Source organism: Pseudomonas sp. 18175, assembly GCF_050432925.1.
Classification (GTDB): Bacteria; Pseudomonadota; Gammaproteobacteria; order Pseudomonadales; family Pseudomonadaceae; genus Aquipseudomonas.
On the sequence record NZ_JBKFTO010000009.1, the window covers coordinates 147,371 to 166,579 of the forward strand.

The 19,209-nt window shown below is 59.8% G+C and carries 19 protein-coding genes; 8 read left to right on the top strand and 11 right to left on the bottom strand.

Going from position 1 to position 19,209, the window contains the following annotated elements:
• Window positions 1–5 precede the first annotated feature (5 nt).
• Together ACLD1Y_RS14625 and ACLD1Y_RS14630 are read right to left on the bottom strand one after the other, a co-directional pair.
• Window positions 6–884: a polysaccharide deacetylase family protein gene (locus ACLD1Y_RS14625; RefSeq protein WP_003210406.1), complete on the bottom strand. Its 879-nt coding sequence runs from the start codon at window positions 882–884 to the stop codon at window positions 6–8.
• 11 nt (window positions 885–895) lie between these two features.
• Window positions 896–2,218 (bottom strand): amidase, encoded by a 1,323-nt coding sequence (locus ACLD1Y_RS14630; protein ID WP_429478615.1) that lies wholly within the window; start codon window positions 2,216–2,218, stop codon window positions 896–898.
• Between the two features lie 337 nt (window positions 2,219–2,555).
• On the opposite strand from ACLD1Y_RS14630, the gene ACLD1Y_RS14635 reads away from it, so the two are divergent.
• The 4 genes from ACLD1Y_RS14635 to ACLD1Y_RS14650 all read left to right on the top strand — a co-directional run bounded on the left by ACLD1Y_RS14635 (window position 2,556) and on the right by ACLD1Y_RS14650 (window position 7,299).
• Entirely contained in the window at window positions 2,556–3,545 is a 990-nt protein-coding gene (locus tag ACLD1Y_RS14635; RefSeq protein WP_185707695.1) for a GntR family transcriptional regulator, read from the top strand.
• 92 nt (window positions 3,546–3,637) lie between these two features.
• A complete protein-coding gene (lon, locus tag ACLD1Y_RS14640) occupies window positions 3,638–6,058 on the top strand; it encodes an endopeptidase La (RefSeq protein ID WP_429478616.1) in 2,421 nt (806 codons plus the stop codon).
• Window positions 6,059–6,260: 202 nt separating this feature from the next.
• On the top strand, window positions 6,261–6,650 hold the full coding sequence (locus ACLD1Y_RS14645; protein WP_429478617.1) for a protease inhibitor I42 family protein: 390 nt from the start codon (window positions 6,261–6,263) through the stop codon (window positions 6,648–6,650).
• Window position 6,651: 1 nt separating this feature from the next.
• Entirely contained in the window at window positions 6,652–7,299 is a 648-nt protein-coding gene (locus ACLD1Y_RS14650; RefSeq protein ID WP_429478618.1) for a lysoplasmalogenase, read from the top strand.
• Here the strand turns inward: ACLD1Y_RS14650 and ACLD1Y_RS14655 are convergent.
• Window positions 7,253–7,645 carry a hypothetical protein gene (locus tag ACLD1Y_RS14655; protein WP_429478619.1) on the bottom strand — a complete coding sequence of 131 codons (393 nt, stop codon included), beginning with the start codon at window positions 7,643–7,645 and terminating at the stop codon, window positions 7,253–7,255. The genes ACLD1Y_RS14650 and ACLD1Y_RS14655 overlap by 47 nt on opposite strands.
• Window positions 7,646–7,899: 254 nt before the next feature.
• Here ACLD1Y_RS14655 and ACLD1Y_RS14660 point away from each other — a divergent pair, with 254 nt between their 5' ends.
• The 4 genes from ACLD1Y_RS14660 to cmoB all read left to right on the top strand — a co-directional run bounded on the left by ACLD1Y_RS14660 (window position 7,900) and on the right by cmoB (window position 10,716).
• Window positions 7,900–8,322 (top strand): hypothetical protein, encoded by a 423-nt coding sequence (locus ACLD1Y_RS14660; RefSeq protein ID WP_429478620.1) that lies wholly within the window; start codon window positions 7,900–7,902, stop codon window positions 8,320–8,322.
• A 95-nt stretch (window positions 8,323–8,417) separates the two neighbouring features.
• Complete coding sequence (locus tag ACLD1Y_RS14665; protein ID WP_429478621.1) at window positions 8,418–8,879, top strand: hypothetical protein; 462 nt, start codon at window positions 8,418–8,420, stop codon at window positions 8,877–8,879.
• Window positions 8,880–9,019: 140 nt separating this feature from the next.
• Window positions 9,020–9,763, top strand: coding sequence for a carboxy-S-adenosyl-L-methionine synthase CmoA (cmoA, locus tag ACLD1Y_RS14670; protein ID WP_429478622.1), 744 nt, complete (start codon window positions 9,020–9,022; stop codon window positions 9,761–9,763).
• A complete protein-coding gene (gene cmoB, locus ACLD1Y_RS14675) occupies window positions 9,760–10,716 on the top strand; it encodes a tRNA 5-methoxyuridine(34)/uridine 5-oxyacetic acid(34) synthase CmoB (protein ID WP_429478623.1) in 957 nt (318 codons plus the stop codon). The genes cmoA and cmoB overlap by 4 nt, the downstream gene beginning before the upstream one ends.
• 141 nt (window positions 10,717–10,857) lie before the next feature.
• Here the strand turns inward: cmoB and tadA are convergent, their stop codons facing one another.
• The 8 genes from tadA to lepA form a co-directional block, all read right to left on the bottom strand.
• Window positions 10,858–11,355: a tRNA adenosine(34) deaminase TadA gene (gene tadA, locus ACLD1Y_RS14680; RefSeq protein ID WP_429478624.1), complete on the bottom strand. Its 498-nt coding sequence runs from the start codon at window positions 11,353–11,355 to the stop codon at window positions 10,858–10,860.
• Window positions 11,355–12,737 (bottom strand): multicopper oxidase family protein, encoded by a 1,383-nt coding sequence (locus ACLD1Y_RS14685; RefSeq protein ID WP_429478625.1) that lies wholly within the window; start codon window positions 12,735–12,737, stop codon window positions 11,355–11,357. The genes tadA and ACLD1Y_RS14685 overlap by 1 nt, the downstream gene beginning before the upstream one ends.
• A 423-nt stretch (window positions 12,738–13,160) precedes the next feature.
• Complete coding sequence (pdxJ, locus tag ACLD1Y_RS14690; protein ID WP_257784104.1) at window positions 13,161–13,904, bottom strand: pyridoxine 5'-phosphate synthase; 744 nt, start codon at window positions 13,902–13,904, stop codon at window positions 13,161–13,163.
• Window positions 13,905–13,955: 51 nt separating this feature from the next.
• Complete coding sequence (recO, locus tag ACLD1Y_RS14695) at window positions 13,956–14,639, bottom strand: DNA repair protein RecO (RefSeq protein ID WP_135287579.1); 684 nt, start codon at window positions 14,637–14,639, stop codon at window positions 13,956–13,958.
• 155 nt (window positions 14,640–14,794) lie between these two features.
• Entirely contained in the window at window positions 14,795–15,697 is a 903-nt protein-coding gene (gene era, locus ACLD1Y_RS14700) for a GTPase Era (RefSeq protein ID WP_017734281.1), read from the bottom strand.
• The gene (rnc, locus tag ACLD1Y_RS14705; protein ID WP_012722401.1) at window positions 15,690–16,379 is read right to left on the bottom strand and encodes a ribonuclease III; all 690 of its coding nucleotides are present in this window, start codon (window positions 16,377–16,379) and stop codon (window positions 15,690–15,692) included. Before rnc ends, era begins: the two co-directional genes overlap by 8 nt.
• A gap of 152 nt (window positions 16,380–16,531) precedes the next feature.
• A complete protein-coding gene (gene lepB / locus ACLD1Y_RS14710) occupies window positions 16,532–17,383 on the bottom strand; it encodes a signal peptidase I (protein ID WP_429478626.1) in 852 nt (283 codons plus the stop codon).
• 5 nt (window positions 17,384–17,388) lie between these two features.
• Window positions 17,389–19,188: a translation elongation factor 4 gene (lepA, locus tag ACLD1Y_RS14715; RefSeq protein WP_003210439.1), complete on the bottom strand. Its 1,800-nt coding sequence runs from the start codon at window positions 19,186–19,188 to the stop codon at window positions 17,389–17,391.
• Window positions 19,189–19,209 lie beyond the last annotated feature (21 nt).

The window sequence follows — 19,209 nt, forward strand, 5'->3', positions numbered from 1 at the left end:
AAGGGTCAGGTACGCGGTTGACGGCGGATGAAGTCATCGGCGATTTCGTCGAAGGTGACGAAGCGCACACCGGCATGGCTCTGGATGTGTTCGATCAACCGCTCCAGCATCAACAGCACTTGCGGGCGGCCGGACACGTCGGGGTGGATGGTCATGGTGAACACCGCGTGTTCGTGTTCGCGGTAGACCCAGTCGAACTGGTCGCGCCACATTTCTTCAAGGTGACGCGGGTTGACGAAGCCGTGGCTGTTGGGGGCCTTTTTGATGAACATCATCGGCGGCAGGTCGTCCAGGTACCAGTTGGCCGGGATCTCCACCAAGTCGGTTTCTTCGCCGCGTACCAGGGGTTTCATCCAGGTGTCGGGGTGCTGGCTGTAGTCGATCTTGGTCCAGGTGTCGCCCTTGCGCACGTAGTAGGGGTGAAAGTCGTTGTGCATCAGGCTGTGGTCGTACTTGATGCCTTTTTTCAGCAGCAGTTCGTTGGTGACCTTGCTGAATTCCCACCACGGTGCAACGTAGCCAGTGGGGCGCTTGCCGGTGACTTGGGTGATCAGCTCGATGGATTTATCGAGGACGATTTCTTCCTGCTCGGCGGTCATGGCGATGGGGTTTTCATGGCTATAGCCATGCACGCCGATCTCGTGGCCGGCGTCGGCCACGGCTTTCATCTGCTCAGGGAAGGTTTCCATCGAGTGGCCGGGGATAAACCAGGTGGTGCGCAGGCCGTAGCGCTCAAACAATTTGAGCAGGCGCGGCGCGCCGATTTCACCAGCGAACAGGCCGCGGGAGATGTCGTCCGGCGAGTCCTCGCCGCCGTAGGACCCGAGCCAGCCGGCGACAGCGTCAACGTCGACGCCAAATGCACAGAGAATGTCTTTAGCCATGGTGTGTCTCCTTAAACGTTAAGTACGGATTCGACGGACAACGCCGCGCGCAACAGGCGAGCGTCTTCCCCCGTCGGGGCGCTGAGCAGCAGCCCGGTGGGCAAGCCCTGGGCATCGCAGCCGCTGGGCAGGTTCACGCCGGGCATGTCCAGAAAACTGCCGGGCATGGTCAGGCGCAGGGTGGCGAGGTTGGTTGTGACGAACAGGTCATCGTCGGCTTCCAGCGGCGCCAAGGCAGGCGCGACATGGGCGACGGTGGGGGTGATCAGAATGGCGCCGTCGAGGTCGTCCAGCAGTTGCTGTTGCAGGCGGCGACGGGCGTCGAGCAGGTGCAGCAATTGGCTGGCGGGCAACGTGCGGGCGGCTTCGAGGCGGCGGCGCACGCGGGGGTCGAGGTGTTCGGCGTCGGGGCTGTCGAGCAAGGTTTGGTGCAGGGCGAAGGCTTCAAACGAGCCGAGCCAGCCGTGGTGTTTGATCAGCTCAAGGGTGGCTTGGAAAGCGGCACATTCACGTTCTTCGATCAGCGCGCCTTGGGCCTTCAACTGTTCAACGGTACGCAGCAGGTTGTTGCCCACGGCGGGCTCCACGTCGTGTTGCGCCAGCACAAAACGTTGGCCTTTGAGGCTGCGGGCGCTGTGGGTTTGGCGGCGACCGTGGAGCAAGTCGTCGATGGCCAGCGCATCGCGCACACTGCGGGTCAGCGGGCCGAGGCTGTCGAGGGTATGGGCCAGGGGGAACACGCCGTCACGGCTGTAGCGTCGGCTGCTGCTGCGATAGCCCACCAGGCCGTTGAACGCTGCTGGAATGCGGATGGAACCGGCGGTGTCGGTGCCCATGGCGATGGGCACGATCCCGGCCGCGACGGCCACGGCCGAACCCGAGGATGAGCCGCCGGGGATGCGCGGTTGGTCGCTGCCGTGAGGGTTATGGGGCGTGCCGAAGTGCGGGTTCAGGCCAAGGCCGGAATAGGCCAGTTCGCTGAGGTTGGTCTTGCCTACGCTGACCATGCCGGCTCGGCACAACAGGCCGACGCTGGGGGCATCGAGCAAAGCGGCGGGGGCATTGCGGCGGTAGGCGGCGCCAGCGGTGGTGATGCTGCCGGCTACGTCAAACAGGTCTTTCCAGGCCAGGGGCACGCCATCGAACACACTCAAGGGCTGGCCGGCGCGCCAGCGAGCGGCAGAAGCCTGGGCTTCACGGCGGGCGCGCTCAGCGGTCAGGGAGATGAACACCCCTGAGGATTGATCGGCGCTGGCGAGTGCCTGTTCGAGGGCTTGCACCGGGTCGCTGCGACCGCTGGCGAAATCCTCGGCCATGGAAGTGGCGTCTGACATCAGGATGACCCTCACAAAACGTACATATTAATAAAATATACATTTTACAAAGGCAGCTTTCGTGCCAGTCTCAGTATGTCGCCGTGGGCGGGGTTCGGCTTTTTAGCCCAGAGCTACGGGATAGATGGTTTTGATCGAGGGAAAAAAATCTTGTCTGGACGCGAGGAAGCGCCCTCAATGAAATAATGTATCTTTTATTAATAAGTACATTTTGGTGCAGAAAAGTAACATTCCTACATTCAAGGCCCCAAAAAAGTGCCACCGACGTGGCGCAGGGTGACAGGCACAACTTATGAGAGAATCCCCGGCCACCGTCCTACGTGCACCAGAGAAAGCGATGAAAGCAGTGTCCGCCTCGGCCTCCCGCTACGCGATGATTCACCAGGTATTGCGTGACGCGATCGTCAACGGCACCGCCCGCCATGGCCTGGTGTTGCTGGAAGCCCCGCTGGCCGAACTGTTCGGCACCAGCCGCGTACCGGTGCGCAAGGCGCTGGACCTGCTGCATGCCGAAGGCCTGATCTGCCGCTTCAATGGCCGGGGTTACCTGATCAACCCCGAAGGCCTGGCCATGGAGCCGTTGCGCCTGCCCTTGAGCCATGCGCACCTGGGGCTCAATGGCGAAGATGAACTGGTGGACACGCGGCCACTGGGCGAACGCATCGTCGAAGAAATCGGCGCGGCACTGTCCACCTGCATTGCCTTCGGCCATTACCGCCTGGATGAGCAAGCCGCCGCCGACCATTACGGCGTCAGTCGCGCGGTGGTACGTGAAGCGCTGATGCGCCTGCGCGACCGTGGCCTGGTAGAAAAAGAGCCCTATTCCCAGTGGCTGGCCGGGCCGCTGACCGCGCGAGAAGTCACTGAAGACTACGAACTGCGCGCCTGCCTGGAGCCCGAAGCCCTGCGCCAAAGCGCACCAAACCTCGACCGCGAGCTGCTCGAAGCCATGTTGCAACGGGTGCTGGACGCCCAGGACAGCCCCCACTGCAGCCTGGAGGCCATCGAGCAGATCGAAGAGGATTTACACCAGCGTTGCCTGGCCGGGTTGCAAAACCGCAAGATCGCCGCGTTGATCCGCCAGGGCCAGAGCCCGATGATCATCAGCCGAATTTTCTACCGCTTGCTGGGGATCGGTGCCGATCCGGCGATGTTAGCCGAACATCGCTTGATTCTGGAGTTGTTGCTGCATGGGGCGTTTGATGCGGCGGCATTGAATCTGCGCGAGCATTTGCAGCGGGCCAGGCAACGGATGTTGCAGCGCTTGAAGGTGTTGTCGGTGCTGCCGGAACAGCCTTTGCCTTCCTACCTCCACAAAATCAGTTGATTTCATGCAATTTGTTGCTAACTGCACCTGACCATTGAAACCACCGCTGCCCCGCCCCATCTAACCTCCATACTTCCTTATGCAGGTGCCCCATGAGCGACCAGCAAGCCTTCCCCGATTACGACCTGAACGACTACGCCGACCCCGAAAACGCTGAATCCCCGTCATCTAACACCGGCCTGGCTCTGCCTGGGCAGAACCTGCCGGACAAGGTCTACATCATTCCGATCCACAATCGGCCGTTCTTCCCGGCGCAAGTGTTGCCGGTGATCGTCAACGAGGAGCCCTGGGCCGAAACCTTGGAGCTGGTGAGCAAATCCGAACACCATTCCCTTGCCCTGTTTTTCATGGACACACCGCCCGAAGACCCACGGCACTTCGACACCTCCGCCCTGCCGCTGTACGGCACCCTGGTGAAGGTGCACCACGCCAGCCGCGAGAACGGCAAGCTGCAGTTTGTCGCCCAGGGCCTGACCCGCGTGCGCATCAAGACCTGGCTCAAGCACCACCGCCCACCGTACCTGGTGGAAGTCGAATACCCGCACCAGCCCTCCGAGCCCACCGATGAAGTGAAGGCCTACGGCATGGCGCTGATCAATGCGATCAAGGAACTGCTGCCACTCAACCCGCTGTACAGCGAAGAGTTGAAGAACTACCTCAACCGCTTCAGCCCCAACGACCCGTCGCCCCTTACCGACTTCGCTGCCGCGTTGACCTCGGCCACTGGCAACGAGTTGCAGGAAGTGCTGGACTGCGTGCCCATGCTCAAGCGCATGGAAAAAGTGCTGCCGATGCTGCGCAAAGAGGTGGAAGTCGCACGCCTGCAAAAAGAACTGTCCGCCGAGGTGAACCGCAAGATCGGCGAGCACCAGCGCGAGTTTTTCCTCAAGGAACAGCTCAAGGTCATCCAGCAGGAACTGGGGTTGACCAAGGACGACCGCAGCGCCGATGTCGAACAGTTCGAGCAACGCCTCGAAGGCAAGACCCTGCCGGCCCAGGCGCAAAAACGCATCGATGAAGAGCTGAACAAACTGTCGATCCTGGAAACCGGCTCGCCGGAATACGCCGTCACCCGCAATTACCTGGACTGGGCCACCTCGGTGCCATGGGGCGTATATGGCGAAGACAAGCTCGACCTGAAACATGCGCGCAAGGTGCTGGATAAACACCATGCGGGCCTGGACGATATCAAGAGCCGCATCCTCGAATTCCTCGCGGTGGGCGCGTACAAAGGCGAAGTCGCCGGCTCCATTGTGTTGCTGGTGGGGCCGCCGGGCGTGGGCAAGACCAGCGTGGGCAAATCCATCGCCGAATCCCTGGGGCGGCCGTTCTACCGGTTCAGCGTCGGCGGCATGCGCGATGAGGCCGAGATCAAGGGCCATCGCCGCACCTACATCGGCGCTCTGCCAGGCAAACTGGTGCAGGCGCTTAAAGATGTGGAAGTGATGAACCCGGTGATCATGCTCGACGAGATCGACAAGATGGGTCAGAGCTTCCAAGGCGACCCAGCCTCAGCCTTGCTGGAGACCCTGGACCCGGAACAGAACGTCGAATTCCTCGACCACTACCTGGACCTGCGCCTGGACCTGTCCAAAGTGCTGTTCGTGTGCACCGCCAACACCCTGGACTCCATTCCCGGCCCGTTGCTAGACCGGATGGAAGTGATTCGCCTGTCGGGCTATATCACCGAAGAAAAAGTCGCCATCGCCAAGCGCCACCTGTGGCCCAAACAGCTGGAAAAAGCCGGCGTATCGAAAACCAGCCTGAGCATCAGCGACGGCGCGTTGCGTGCATTGATCGACGGTTACGCACGCGAAGCCGGGGTGCGCCAGTTGGAGAAACAGCTGGGCAAACTGGTGCGCAAGGCGGTGGTCAAGTTGCTGGATGAGCCGAACTCGGTGATCAAGATCGGCAACAAGGACCTGGAAAGCTCCCTCGGCACGCCAGTGTTCCGCAATGAGCAAGTGCTGTCCGGCACCGGTGTGATCACAGGCCTGGCCTGGACCAGCATGGGCGGCGCCACCTTGCCGATTGAAGCGACGCGTATTCATACGCTCAACCGTGGCTTCAAGCTCACCGGGCAATTGGGTGAAGTGATGAAGGAGTCTGCCGAAATTGCCTACAGCTACATCAGCTCAAACCTGAAGTCGTTTGGCGGTGATGCGAAGTTCTTCGACGAAGCCTTCGTGCACTTGCACGTACCGGAAGGCGCCACGCCCAAGGACGGCCCGAGCGCTGGAGTGACCATGGCCAGTGCGCTGTTGTCGTTGGCGCGCAACCAACCGCCGAAGAAAGGCGTGGCCATGACCGGCGAGTTGACGCTGACCGGGCATGTGCTGCCGATTGGCGGGGTACGCGAGAAGGTGATTGCGGCGCGGCGCCAGAAGATCCATGAACTGATCCTGCCGGAGCCGAACCGTGGCAGTTATGAAGAGTTGCCGGAGTACTTGAAGGAAGGTATGACGGTGCACTTTGCCAAGCGGTTTGCGGATGTGGCGAAGGTGCTTTTCTGACAGTTATGTAGCGCCTGGTCTGGCCCTTTCGCGAGCAAGCCCGCTCCCACATTCGACCGAGTACATCCTTTGGAACGCGATCAAATGTGGGAGCGGGCTTGCTCGCGAAGAGGCCAGACCAGCCAACACAAAAACCCACCCTGTCACACCTTGTCTCATCTTCGGTTATGCTCGCCCTTCGTCGTAAATGAACGGAGCCCCCATGACCGCTGCCCGTCTGCTTCTCCCCTTGGGCCTTGCCCTGCTGACTGCGTGCGCCAGTGCGCCGAAGCAAAACATCACCGTGGACAACCAGAGCGCTTGCCCGCTTGCGCTGAAAACCGGGCAAAACCTGATTCTCACGCTGCCCAGCAACCCCACCACCGGCTACCGCTGGGCCATCCAGGATTCGGCCGGCGGCGTGCTGCGCGCGCTGAGCCCTGAGGTCTACAGCAGTTCGGAATCCGGCGTAATCGGTGGCGGCGGCCAATCGACCTGGCGCTTCCAGGCCTTCGCGGCTGGCCAGGGGCGTCTGCGCCTGACCTCCCAACAACCTTGGGAGCCCGAAGCGGAACCAGCCGAAACCTTCGATTGCGCCATTACGGTGAACTGATATGCCCTGGCTGATTCTTGCGTTGATGGGCGCCGGCACCTTTATCTACGGCCTGACCACCCATGCCACGTTACTGTGCCTGCTGGTCAAGCCGCTGCCGGTGTTGGCCCTGCTGGGTTGGCTGCATGATGCGCCGCCCACCGACTACCGACGCTGGATCAGCCTGGGGCTGATTTTTTCCGTGGTGGGCGATGTGCTGCTCGCTTGGCCGGCTGATCTGTTCATCTTTGGTCTTGGCGCGTTTTTATGTGCGCACTTGGCGTACTTGAAAGCCTATTTCAGCGACTGCCGCCGTTTGGCGCTGCTGCCGCTGGTGTTGGCATTGGGCGTGGGCGCGATCCTGCTGAGCATTCTGATTTCCCACGGCCTCGGCGACTTGCTGATTCCGGTGGTGGTGTATGCGCTGGTGATCAGCGCCATGCTTTGGCGCGCGCTCGCACGGTTGGGCAGCGACGTGCCGAGACGTTCGGCGCAGCTGGCGCCGGCGGGGGCGGCGTCGTTTGTGTTTTCTGACACGCTGATCGGTATCAACCGCTTTGTGATCGCGTTCGAGGCGGCGCCCTATTTGCTGATCGTCACTTATTGGCTAGGCCAGTGGGGGATTACGGCTTCGGCGTTTGGAGAGCAGCCTCACCCTTCCCAAGCGTGAAGTCATAACTCTTGATGACGTAGATCAACTGGCCTTGAACCGCCTGTAGAAGCGCATTCACTTCTGCACGTTGCTTGGCATCTTGGGCAGGGTCTTTGTTGGGAACCAAGCAGTCACGTGCCAGCCACTCCATGTACAGAATTTTCATGATATCGGCCAGGATATCGCAGGCATTGCAGAGAACCCGCATGCTGTCCCGCACATGTATTGTCGCGCTACCCGCAGCTAAATCATCAACGTATTTCCTCAGTTCGGAAAACTCGACAGGGGTAATCCTCTTATCCTTGTTGATCTTCGCCAGCATCGCTTTCAGCTTTTTGTCGGATACCACCAGTTTCAGGCTCATGGTTCCATCCTCGATAAATAGTTAGCCACCCCGAATCTAGGCGCGCGCCAACCACCCGTCTACTGTCAAACTTAACAGGTACCCCATCTGCCATCCCTGAAACACTGCCCCCCATAACTTTCCCGCACCTTAGATAGAATAAAAACGTCTATAGAACTGGTACTTCTGACAGTTACCCAGCCGGGTTGGCTACCTTTACCGTTCATGGGCAGCGCACACAATCAGGTGGGCGAGTGGGTCAAGAGGGTTAGATCATGGCCACCCGTAAAACTAACGAGAAAGCACCGAACACATTGGCCGCATTGATTAACGATGTGGAGCACTTCAATGCCGATGAGGTTCATCTGGATGATAAGGATGGGAAGATTGCTATTGCAGGTGTGCAGAACAACTCAGAGCGCACACTGCGCCTTATCAATATTCAGTTGATGTCGGATATACAGAGCGGCGAATATGATTATCCAAGCACTGAGATTCCCGTACTCGGAGGCGCTGCGCACGCGGCTCCCGCACACTATGACACTCGTAAAGGCAGTGTGAGCATTAACGTTGACCGTAAACGTGGTCTTTACAAAGGCCACTTCCGCTTCACTGCGGTAAACATCTTCCCGCCCAAAAACACTATTGAGGTAGTCGGCGATTTCGATATTGATACGAGTTCCACTTCCAAAAAATGACGAAGGTCTCCCCCCGGCAAACCGCCGGGGCAGTGAAGCCGGTACGGCGTGCTATATCACGGTTCTCATCACTCACTCTTAGCAGGAATAAAAGCATGAAGGCCACTAAACAGAACAAGCGAGCCGATTATCGGGTTTCACTGTCGGCCGATACAGTAGTCATCGCACCTGATGCGACAACGTTTGTTAGTCGGAGCATTGAACTTCATTCACCCTTCAGCACTTACGGCTTCGTAATAACCCAAAACCCTAACTCCACTCAAAGCAATAGGTCTTTGGAACTGTTGTTAGACAAGGATATTCCGAGCGGTGAATACCCAGCAAACGGATCAGGTGGTCTATTTCATGGGTTCTCGTATACCGTCTCTAACGCAACGCCTTTTTTTCCGAGTCTCATTTTGTACACCGCGATTGATGGCGTGGTAAAAGTGGAGGCCCATCGCGACGGTGCTCTTGAACACTTCAAGATTGAATTCAGTGTCAATGTTAGAAGCCATGAAGGGGAGACCATTCCACTCACCGGACATTCCGAAATCTTCGTCAAACACCACTCGTAATCTCTGCGGGGAACGCCAATAGACACAACTACAGTCTAAGAACGTTTCCTGCCTAACTACACGTATCATCAGACAATCCGCGCGAATGTTCGCCAATTTAGCTAAAATGCCGGCCTTTCCCCATCAACGCCGGAACAACCGTGAGCAAAGAACCCGATCGCCTATTCGCCCAGCCCCTGCCCCAGGTGCCGGACTTCGCCTTTAACGAGGACGTGGTGCGGGTGTTCCCCGACATGATCAAGCGCTCGGTGCCCGGCTACCCCACCATCGTCGAGAACCTCGGCGTGCTGGCCGCGCAGTTCGCCCAGCCCAATAGCCTGCTCTACGACCTGGGTTCATCCCTCGGCGCCGTCACCCAGGCCCTGCGCCGCCATGTGCGCACCGATGGCTGCCGGGTAATCGCGGTGGATAACTCGGCGGCGATGGTTGAGCGCTGCCGTGAATACCTCAATGGCCAGGACTCGATGTTCCAGGAGCTGCTGCCGGTGGAGGTGGTCGAGGGCGATATCCTCGCGTTGCAGTTCCAACCGGCCTCGGTGGTGGCGCTGAACTTCACCCTGCAATTTATCGCCCCCGATGAACGCCTGGCCTTGCTCACGCGCATCCGCCAATCGTTGTTGCCGGGCGGCGCGTTGATCCTCTCGGAGAAGCTGCGCTTCAACGATGTCGAGGAACACGCGCTGCTCACCGACCTGCATATCGCGTTCAAACGCGCCAACGGCTACAGCGAACTGGAAATCGCCCAGAAGCGCAGCGCCATCGAAAACGTCATGAAGCCCGACAGCCTCGAAGAACACCGCCAACGCCTGCTGGCGGCGGGGTTCTCGAAAGTCGTGCCGTGGTTCCAGTGTCTTAACTTTGCCTCGTTGATTGCCTTGCCATGATTGATCTGTCCCCCCTCGCCCGCCATTTGGTCGGCACTCCCCTGGCCGTGTGGGCCCAAGGCCTGCAAGCGCAACTCGATAGCAAGATGGAAAAAGGTCATGGCGACCTGGAGCGCTGGCAGAGTGCGTTGGATGCGCTGCCGAAGATCCTTCCCAGCGAAGTGGATCTGCTCAACGGCCTGACCCTGGACACCGATTGCGACGCCGACACCCGTGCGCAGATGCACGCCGCGCTGATGGGCCTGAGCCCGTGGCGCAAAGGCCCTTTCAACCTGTTCGGCGTGCATGTGGACACCGAGTGGCGTTCGGACTGGAAGTGGTCCCGCGTTGCACCGCACTTGAACTTGAAGGGCAAGCGTATCCTCGATGTGGGCTGCGGCAACGGTTACTACATGTGGCGCATGCTTGGCGCCGGGGCCGACAGCGTGATTGGCGTGGACCCGAACTGGTTGTTCTTCTGCCAGTTCCAGGCGGTGCAGCGCTACCTGTCCGAGCCGAAGGCCTGGCATCTGCCGTTCCCGTTTGAAGACCTGCCGGCGAATCTCGAAGGTTTCGATACGGTGTTTTCCATGGGGGTGTTCTACCACCGACGTTCGCCCATCGAGCATTTGCTCGCGCTGAAAGACACCCTGGTCAAGGGTGGTGAGCTGGTGTTGGAAACCCTCGTGGTGGAAGGCGATCAGCAACAAGTGCTGGTGCCGGAAGACCGTTACGCGCAGATGCGTAACGTGTGGTTCCTGCCGTCGGTGCCGGCGTTGATGCTGTGGCTGCGGCGTGCCGGGTTCAGTGAGGTGCGGTGTGTGGATGTGAGCGTGACGACCGTCGAGGAACAGCGGGGGACTGAATGGATGAAGTATCAGTCGTTGAGTGACTTCCTCGACCCTGAAGATCACAGTAAGACGATTGAAGGGCTGCCGGCGCCGATGCGGGCGGTGATCATCGCCAAGAAGTAGCGGTGAGGTCTCATTGAAGAAACAGAGATCAAAATGTGGGAGCGGGCTTGCTCGCGAATGCGGTGGGTCAGTCACCTTATACTTGGCTGACACACCGTATTCGCGAGCAAGCCCGCTCCCACATTTGATCTCCAGTGGTCTTCAGAGTGGGGGCTTGGCCCGGCGAGCCTTGAAGAACTCACTGAGGACGGTGCCGCACTCCTCGGCCAACACCCCACCTTCAAACAGCACCCTGTGATTCAAAAAACCCTGGGTAAAAAACTGCCCCTGGCTTTGCACAACCCCGGCCTTCGGCTCCAGCGCGCCATACACCACCCGCGCCACCCGTGAATGCACGATCAAACCGGCGCACATGCTGCACGGTTCCAACGTCACATACAGTGTGCTGCCTACCAACCGGTAATTGCTGATGGCCTGCGCTGCGTCACGGATGGCGACCATCTCGGCATGGGCACTGGGGTCGTTGCCGCTGATGGGGCAGTTGAAGCCGCGGCCGATGATTTCACCGTCCTGCACCACCACCGCGCCTACGGGTACTTCGCCCAATGCCGCGCCTTGGGCGGCGAGGGCCAGGGCTTCGCGCATAAAGTCTTGGTCGCGGCTGCGGTCGATGATTGCCGTGGGGCGAATCTGGCGCATCACGCCACCTCGATGGCGGCCATCAGGCCGGTTTCCATATGGTCGATCACGTGGCAGTGGAACATCCACACCCCCGGGTTATCCGCCACCAATGCCACGCGGGCGCGTTCGTTCTTGCCCAAAAGGTAGGTGTCGGTGAAGTACGGGATCACCTTGTGGCGGTTCGAGGCAATCACCTTGAAGCTCATGCCGTGCAGGTGGATCGGGTGCTGGTACTGGGTCATGTTCTTCAATTCGAAGATGTAGCTCTTGCCCTTCTCCAGCTTGGCGATGGGCCGGTCGGCACAGGTCTTGTCGGTGATGTCCCAGGCCTTGCCGTTGATTTGCCACAGGCTCGGCGGCTTGCCGTTATCGGTTTCGACCGACACCGAACCCACCCACTCAAAATTGAAGTTGAGTTTCTCGGCATTGGCCAGGTCGGGTTCGGCAATCGGGTTGGCGGGCAACGCGGGCGGCCATTCAGTCGGCGCGTCGGTGTTGGCCACGGAGCGGAAGGTACCCAGGCGCACCGGCCCGTTGCGGATCGACAACTCTTCACCGGCCGGCGGTGCCTTGATCGCCAGGCAAATGCGCATGCCCGGGCCTAGCCAGTACTCCTTGCCCAAAGGGCGCGGTTCCACCGGGTTGCCGTCCAAGGCGTAGATCTGCGCTTCGACGTCGGGAATATTGATGCGATAGGTCAGGGTGTTGTCGAGGTTGAGCAAACGCACGCGGGTGATCTGCCCCGCAGGCAAATCGATCACCGCCTGGGACACGCCATTGATCGTCGACAACCGCCCGGCCGTACCGCCACGCGCCGCTTCACGGGGCACGCTAAAGGCCACGAACGCGCCCTCCTCGTCCACATGCCAACTTTTCAGGCTCAGGGTGCGTTCGTGCTTGAAACCGGTGGGTTCACGCTCCTCAATGATCAGCGGGCCGACCAGACCACGGCCGAGCTCCTCGCTGCTGTTCACATGGGGGTGATACCAGTAGCTGCCGGCATCGGGCACGCGGAATTTGTAGTCGAAGTATTCACCGGGCAATACCGGCAATTGGGAGACGTAGGGCACGCCGTCCATTTCCAGCGGCAAGCGGATGCCATGCCAATGGATGGTGGTGGCGACCGGCAGGTGGTTGATAAAGCGCACCCGCAGCCATTCGCCCTGACGAACCCGCAGCTCGGTGCCTGGCGCCGACGGGCCGAACGCCCAGGCTTGGGTTGTGTGGCCCGGCACCAGCTCCACGTCCAGCGGCGCAGCGATCAGTTCGTAATCGTGCCCTGCCTCGGCCTCGGCGACTTTCCCCAGCCAGTAGCGGTAGGCGCCACCGGCACCGACGCCTACGACGGCCAGGCCTGCAAGACCACCCAGGATTTGTCGACGGGAAAAGGATCGGGACACAACAACCTCACGTATCTGCCGCAGGCCCAGGGCCTGCAAAGGGCAGATACGATACACCTGCAAGGCCTAAACAGTAAGGCTTCGCATTGCCGCACGGCTGAATTCTGGATACACCGGAGATCAAATGTGTGGGCTTGCCCCAATGCCAGTCAGTTAAGGGTTAGAAAGAGTAAAAGCTAACCTGTGGCGAGGGAGCTTGCTCCCGCTGGACTGCGCAGCAGTCCCATCTTTGGGGCCGCTACGCGGCCCAGCGGGAGCAAGCTCCCTCGCCACACTGACGGTGTTTGCCCTTAACTGACTGGCATTAGGGCTTGCCCGCGATCGCGGTGGGTCAGCAAATGCAGCTTTGACTGGTTCACCGCAATCGCGGGCAAGCCCGCTCCCACATTTTTTGATCTTCAGTGGCTTTTAGACTGTGTTATTTCAGGCCTTGGCGGCAGCCAGGATCAGGGCTTTCATCTCAGCCACCGCACCTTTGAAACCGACGAACAGCGCGTGGGCCACCAGGGCGTGGCCGATGTTCAATTCGTTGATGCCCTTGATCGCAGCAACGGCTTCGACGTTGTGATAGTGCAGGCCGTGACCGGCGTTAACGATCAGGCCTTCACGCAAGCCCACCGCGACACCGTCGATGATGCGTTGCAGCTCATCGGCCACTTCGGTCGGCGTGGTGGCGTCGGCATAACGGCCGGTGTGCAGTTCGATGGCGGGCGCGCCGACACGGCGGGAGGCTTCGATCTGGCGTTCGTCGGCGTCGATGAACAGCGAGACTTCGCTGCCGATCTGCGACAGGCGATCCACTGCTGCCTTGATCCGCGCTTCCTGGCCGGCCACATCCAGGCCGCCTTCGGTGGTAAGTTCCTGGCGGGTCTCCGGCACCAGGCAAATGTGCGCCGGGCGGATGCGCTCGGCGAACGCCATCATTTCTTCGGTGACGCCCATTTCGAAATTCATGCGGGTTTGCAGCACGTCCTTGAGCAGCAGCACATCACGCTCCTGGATGTGGCGACGGTCTTCGCGCAGGTGCACGGTGATGCCGTCGGCGCCCGCTTCTTCGGCGTCCAGCGCGGCCTTGACCGGATCAGGGTAACGGGTGCCCCGGGCCTGGCGCAGGGTAGCGACGTGGTCGATGTTGACGCCAAGAAGAATGCGATTGCTGCTGGTCACGGAAGCGCTCCTGAATAGGGAAAGAAACGCTGCACAGCATACACGGGGTTGTCAGGGCTTTCGAAACAACTCGCGGCTGACCAGTGGCCGTCCGCCCAAGTGCACAGCCAAGGCCTGGCGCATCAAGCGCTTGGCGGCGGACAATGCACCCGGCGCGCTCCAGTCGGCTTCGCTCATGGCCAGCAGCTCGGTGCCCTGGAACAGGCCCGGTTGCAGCAGGTAAACGCGCTCCAGGCCGGCGTCCACTTGCAGGCGATACATGCCGTCGGCGGCGATGGGCTCGCCGTGCAGGTCGTTGGCCAGTTCAAAGCCGTAGCCTAAATCGTCGAGCAGACGCCATTCGAAGGCGCGCAGCAAGGGCTCCAGCGGGCGGCCTTCGGCGAGGGCGAGCAACGTCGCGGCGTAGTGATCAAAGACAGCCGGATGCGGGTCTTCGGCGGGCAGCAGACGGATCAGCAGTTCATTGAGATAAAGGCCGCTGAACAGCGCTTCGCCATTGAGCCAGGCCGAGGTGCCGACGCTTTCCAGGCGACCGACGTTTTTCAGCTCGCCCTTGCCGCGAAACTCCACGTCCAACGCCACGAATGGCCGTGCCTGTGTGCCGGCCTTGCCCCGAGCGCTGCGCAAGACTGCGCGCAGGCGGCCTTGGGGCGTGAGGAAGTCCACCAGGGCGCTGGTCTCGCGGTAGGCGCGGCTGTGCAGGACGTAGGCGGGTTGGCTGAGGGGTTGGGACATGGGGTCTCACTGCTGGAATGCATTGTTGAAAACTACACAAACCGAATGTGGGAGGGGGCTTGCCCCCGATGGCAGTGTGTCAGTCACTTATTTATTAACTGACCTACCGCTATCGGGAGCAAGCCCCCTCCCACATTTTTAGTCCTGCGGTGTTCTTACAGGTCGCCGTAGCCCAGGGAGCGCAGTGCACGCTCGTCATCGGACCAACCACCCTTAACCTTCACCCACAGGTTGAGCATGATCTTGGAATCGAACAGCAATTCCATGTCCTTGCGCGCTTCGGTGCCGATGCGCTTGATGCGCTCGCCCTTGTCGCCAATGATGATTTTCTTCTGGCCGTCACGTTCAACGAGGATCAGCGCATGGATATGCAGGGTTTTACCCTGCTGCTTGAACTCTTCGATTTCGACGGTGATCTGGTATGGCAGCTCGGCGCCCATCTGGCGCATGATTTTCTCGCGCACCAGTTCGGCGGCGAGGAAGCGGCTGCTGCGGTCGGTGATCTGGTCTTCCGGGAAGAAGTGTTCGTTCTCCGGCAGGTGACCGGCGATCACACGCTCCAGGGCTTCAAGGTTATGACCGTGCTGGGCTGAAATAGGGATGATCTGGGCGTTCGGCAGTTGTTCCTGCAGCCAGCTCAGGTGCGGCATCAGCTCGGCTTTGTCTTCGATGCGGTCGGTCTTGTTCAGCGCCACGATCAACGGGCCGGTAACGTATTGCACGCGTTCGAGGACCATCTGGTCTTCGTCGGTCCACTTGGTGCGGTCCACTACGAAGATCACCACATCGACGTCTTTCAACGCCGCCGAAGCGGTCTTGTTCATGTAGCGGTTGAGTGCCTTTTCGCCACCTTTGTGCATGCCCGGGGTGTCAACGTACACCGCCTGCACATTGCCTTCGGTCTTGATGCCCAGCATGTTGTGGCGGGTGGTCTGGGGCTTGCGCGAAGTGATCGCGAGCTTTTGGCCGAGGATGTGGTTCAGCAGCGTGGACTTGCCCACGTTCGGGCGGCCGACGATGGCAACATAGCCACAGCGTGTTGCGGTTGAATCAGTCATGGCCATTCTCCACGCCCAGGGCAATCAGTGCTGCAGCGGCCGCTACCTGTTCGGCAATACGACGGCTCACACCCTGACCTCGGCTTTTTTCGTTCAGTAAGGTGATTTCACATTCCACGAAGAACACGCGGCAATGGGGCTCGCCCTGGATATCCACCACTTCGTAGCGTGGCAGTTCGCAACCACGGGACTGCAAAAACTCTTGCAGGCGGGTCTTGGGGTCTTTGTTGGTGTCGACCAGCGTCAGGCTCTCGATCTCGGAGGTCAGCCAGGCGGTGACCCGCTCCTTGGCCGCTTCCATGCCGGCATCGAGGTAGATCGCACCGATCAGCGCTTCAAGGGCGTCGGCCAGGATCGATTCACGCCGGAAACCGCCGCTCTTCAACTCGCCAGAACCCAGGCGCAGGTACTCGCCCAAGCCGAAACCACGGGCCAGCACGGCCAGGGTCTCGCCCTTCACCAGGCGTGCGCGCAGGCGCGACAGCTGGCCTTCACGGGCTTGGGGGAAACGCTCGAACAGCGCTTCACCGGCGACAAAATTGAGGATGGCATCACCGAGGAATTCCAGGCGCTCGTTATTGCGCCCTGCAAAGCTGCGGTGTGTGAGGGCAAGGACCATCAATTCCTGGTCCTTGAAGGTGTAGCCGAGCTGGCGCTCGAGACGTGCTAGAGAAACGGTCACGGTTTATCCATATCTAGTTGGTGGCACCGGCGGCCATCGACGATTGACGCAGTGTTCAAATTCAAATCCTGGTTGGTACTGCATGAGGCTAGGCGAATAATTGTCCCAACCCCAGAAAAGCATTCGGCGCTGTGTTCACAGCGCCGTCTGTATTACTTGATCAGCCCGACTCGCGAGAAGTTCGGCAGGTGGCTGAGCTTGGACTCAGGCCAACTCATCCAGACCGCAAAGGCCTTGCCGACAATGTTCTCGTCGGGAACCATGCCCAGCAGGTCCTTGGGAATGGAGGGGTCATTCCAGTAACGGCTGTCATTGGAGTTGTCGCGGTTGTCGCCCATCATGAAGTAGTGCCCGGCAGGCACCTTCCACTCGCCATCAGGCTGGCGGTAGCGCGACATTTCCTTGCGGATCTCGTGCTCCACTGCGCCGAGTTTCTCTTGGTACAACTCGGCGCTGCCCAGGGAATTCGGCTCGGAACCGATCAGCTTCTCAGCCACCGACTCGCCATTGATGAACAGGCGCTTGTCGCCGGTGTAGCGGATCACGTCGCCTGGCAGGCCGATCACACGCTTGATGTAGTTGACGTTCGGGTCGCTTGGGTAGCGGAACACCATCACATCGCCGCGCTGCGGGTCACCGACTTCAATGACCTTCTTGTCGATCACCGGCAGGCGAATGCCGTAGGCAAACTTGTTCACCAGGATGAAGTCGCCCACGTCCAGCGTAGGTTTCATCGACCCCGAAGGGATCTGAAACGGCTCCACCAGGAACGAGCGCAGCACCAGCACGATGAACAACACCGGGAAGAACGATTTGCCGTATTCAACCAGCAAAGGCTCTTTGTTCAGCTTCTCGACGACCACGGCATCGGGCTGGCTGACGCTGCCCTGATAGGACGCAATAGCCGCCCGACGACGCGGGGCGAAGAACACCAGATCGAGCAACGCCAACAGACCGCAAACGGCAACGGCGATGACCAGCAACAGCGGGAAATTTAGTGACATAGGACCTAACTATCCAACCTGAGCACTGCAAGGAAGGCTTCTTGTGGAATTTCCACGTTGCCCACTTGCTTCATGCGTTTTTTACCGGCCTTTTGCTTCTCAAGCAGCTTGCGCTTACGGCTTACGTCACCGCCGTAGCATTTGGCCAGTACGTTCTTTCTGAGAGCCTTGACGGAGGTCCGCGCAATGATCTGCCCGCCAATGGCGGCCTGGATCGCGACGTCGAACATCTGGCGCGGAATCAGTTCTTTCATCTTCTCGGTCAACTGGCGACCTTTGTAGTGCGCGTTGTCCTTGTGCACGATGAGTGCCAGGGCATCGACCTTGTCGCCGTTGATCAGCACATCCAGCTTAACCAGATTAGCCGATTGGTAACGGTCGAAATGGTAATCGAGCGAAGCATAGCCGCGACTGGTGGATTTGAGACGGTCGAAGAAGTCCAGGACCACTTCGTTCATCGGCAAATCGTAGGTCACTTGCACCTGGGTACCCAGGAACAGCATGTCGTGCTGCACGCCACGCTTTTCGATACACAGGGTAATGACGTTGCCCAGGTGCTCTTGCGGCACAAGAATATTGGCGCGCACGATCGGTTCGCGCATGTCTTCGATGGAAGACAGGTCTGGAAGCTTGGACGGGTTATCGACGTAAATCGTTTCACCGGTCTTCAGCGCCAGCTCAAAAATAACCGTTGGCGCGGTGGTGATCAGGTCCAGGTCGTATTCGCGCTCCAGGCGCTCCTGGATGATCTCCATGTGCAGCATGCCCAAGAACCCGCAACGGAAGCCGAAGCCCAGCGCGTCGGAGCTTTCCGGGGTGTACTGCAACGACGAGTCGTTGAGGGTCAGCTTTTGCAGGGCTTCGCGGAAGTCTTCGAAGTCATCGGAGCTGACCGGGAACAGGCCGGCGTAAACCTGCGGCTGGATGCGCTTGAAGCCAGGCAGCACGTCGACGTCTGGGGTGCTGCTCAAGGTCAGGGTGTCACCTACCGGCGCACCGTGGATGTCCTTGATACCGGCAATGATAAAGCCCACTTCACCGGCCTTGAGGTCGGTGGTCGCGGTGTGTTTCGGGTTGAATACACCGACGCTGTCCACCAGGTGGATCTTGCCGGTGGACTTGACGAGGATCTTGTCGCCCTTCTTCACACGGCCATGGCGCACGCGTACCAGGGAGACAACGCCCAGGTAGTTGTCGAACCAGGAGTCGATGATCAACGCTTGCAGCGGATCTTCGTAGTTGCCGGTGGGGGCTGGGATGGTCTTGACCAGACGCTCGAGCACTTCGTCAACGCCCAGGCCGGTCTTGGCGCTGCACTCGACGGCGTCGGTGGCGTCAATGCCGATGATTTTTTCGATTTCTTCTTTTACGCGATCCGGATCGGCCTGTGGCAGGTCGATCTTGTTCAGCACCGGCATCACTTCCAGGCCTTGCTCGATCGCGGTGTAGCAGTTGGCGACGGACTGGGCTTCAACACCCTGGCCTGCGTCCACGACCAGCAAGGCGCCTTCGCAGGCGGCCAACGAGCGGCTGACTTCGTAGGTGAAGTCAACGTGGCCGGGGGTGTCAATGAAGTTCAACTGGTACTTGATACCGTCTTTTGCGGTGTAGTACAGGGTAACGCTGTGGGCCTTGATGGTGATGCCGCGCTCACGCTCGAGGTCCATGGAGTCCAGGACCTGGGCTTCCATTTCACGCTCGGCAAGGCCACCGCACATTTGAATGAACCGGTCGGCCAGCGTCGACTTGCCATGGTCAATGTGGGCGATGATGGAGAAATTGCGGATATGACTCAAATCACTCACGGATCAACACTCAAAAAGGCT

What these genes read in the sequence shown, in the direction of transcription:
- lon (WP_429478616.1), top strand. Translation starts at nt 3,638, where the DNA reads ATGAGCGACCAGCAAGCCTTCCCCGATTACGACCTGAACGACTACGCC.
- ACLD1Y_RS14660 (WP_429478620.1), top strand. Translation starts at nt 7,900, where the DNA reads ATGGCCACCCGTAAAACTAACGAGAAAGCACCGAACACATTGGCCGCA.
- cmoB (WP_429478623.1), top strand. Translation starts at nt 9,760, where the DNA reads ATGATTGATCTGTCCCCCCTCGCCCGCCATTTGGTCGGCACTCCCCTG.
- recO (WP_135287579.1), bottom strand. Translation starts at nt 14,639, where the DNA reads ATGTCCCAACCCCTCAGCCAACCCGCCTACGTCCTGCACAGCCGCGCC.
- ACLD1Y_RS14645 (WP_429478617.1), top strand. Translation starts at nt 6,261, where the DNA reads ATGACCGCTGCCCGTCTGCTTCTCCCCTTGGGCCTTGCCCTGCTGACT.
- ACLD1Y_RS14655 (WP_429478619.1), bottom strand. Translation starts at nt 7,645, where the DNA reads ATGAGCCTGAAACTGGTGGTATCCGACAAAAAGCTGAAAGCGATGCTG.
- ACLD1Y_RS14665 (WP_429478621.1), top strand. Translation starts at nt 8,418, where the DNA reads ATGAAGGCCACTAAACAGAACAAGCGAGCCGATTATCGGGTTTCACTG.
- ACLD1Y_RS14650 (WP_429478618.1), top strand. Translation starts at nt 6,652, where the DNA reads ATGCCCTGGCTGATTCTTGCGTTGATGGGCGCCGGCACCTTTATCTAC.
- era (WP_017734281.1), bottom strand. Translation starts at nt 15,697, where the DNA reads ATGACTGATTCAACCGCAACACGCTGTGGCTATGTTGCCATCGTCGGC.
- ACLD1Y_RS14625 (WP_003210406.1), bottom strand. Translation starts at nt 884, where the DNA reads ATGGCTAAAGACATTCTCTGTGCATTTGGCGTCGACGTTGACGCTGTC.
- ACLD1Y_RS14630 (WP_429478615.1), bottom strand. Translation starts at nt 2,218, where the DNA reads ATGTCAGACGCCACTTCCATGGCCGAGGATTTCGCCAGCGGTCGCAGC.
- ACLD1Y_RS14635 (WP_185707695.1), top strand. Translation starts at nt 2,556, where the DNA reads ATGAAAGCAGTGTCCGCCTCGGCCTCCCGCTACGCGATGATTCACCAG.
- lepB (WP_429478626.1), bottom strand. Translation starts at nt 17,383, where the DNA reads ATGTCACTAAATTTCCCGCTGTTGCTGGTCATCGCCGTTGCCGTTTGC.
- tadA (WP_429478624.1), bottom strand. Translation starts at nt 11,355, where the DNA reads ATGCGCCAGATTCGCCCCACGGCAATCATCGACCGCAGCCGCGACCAA.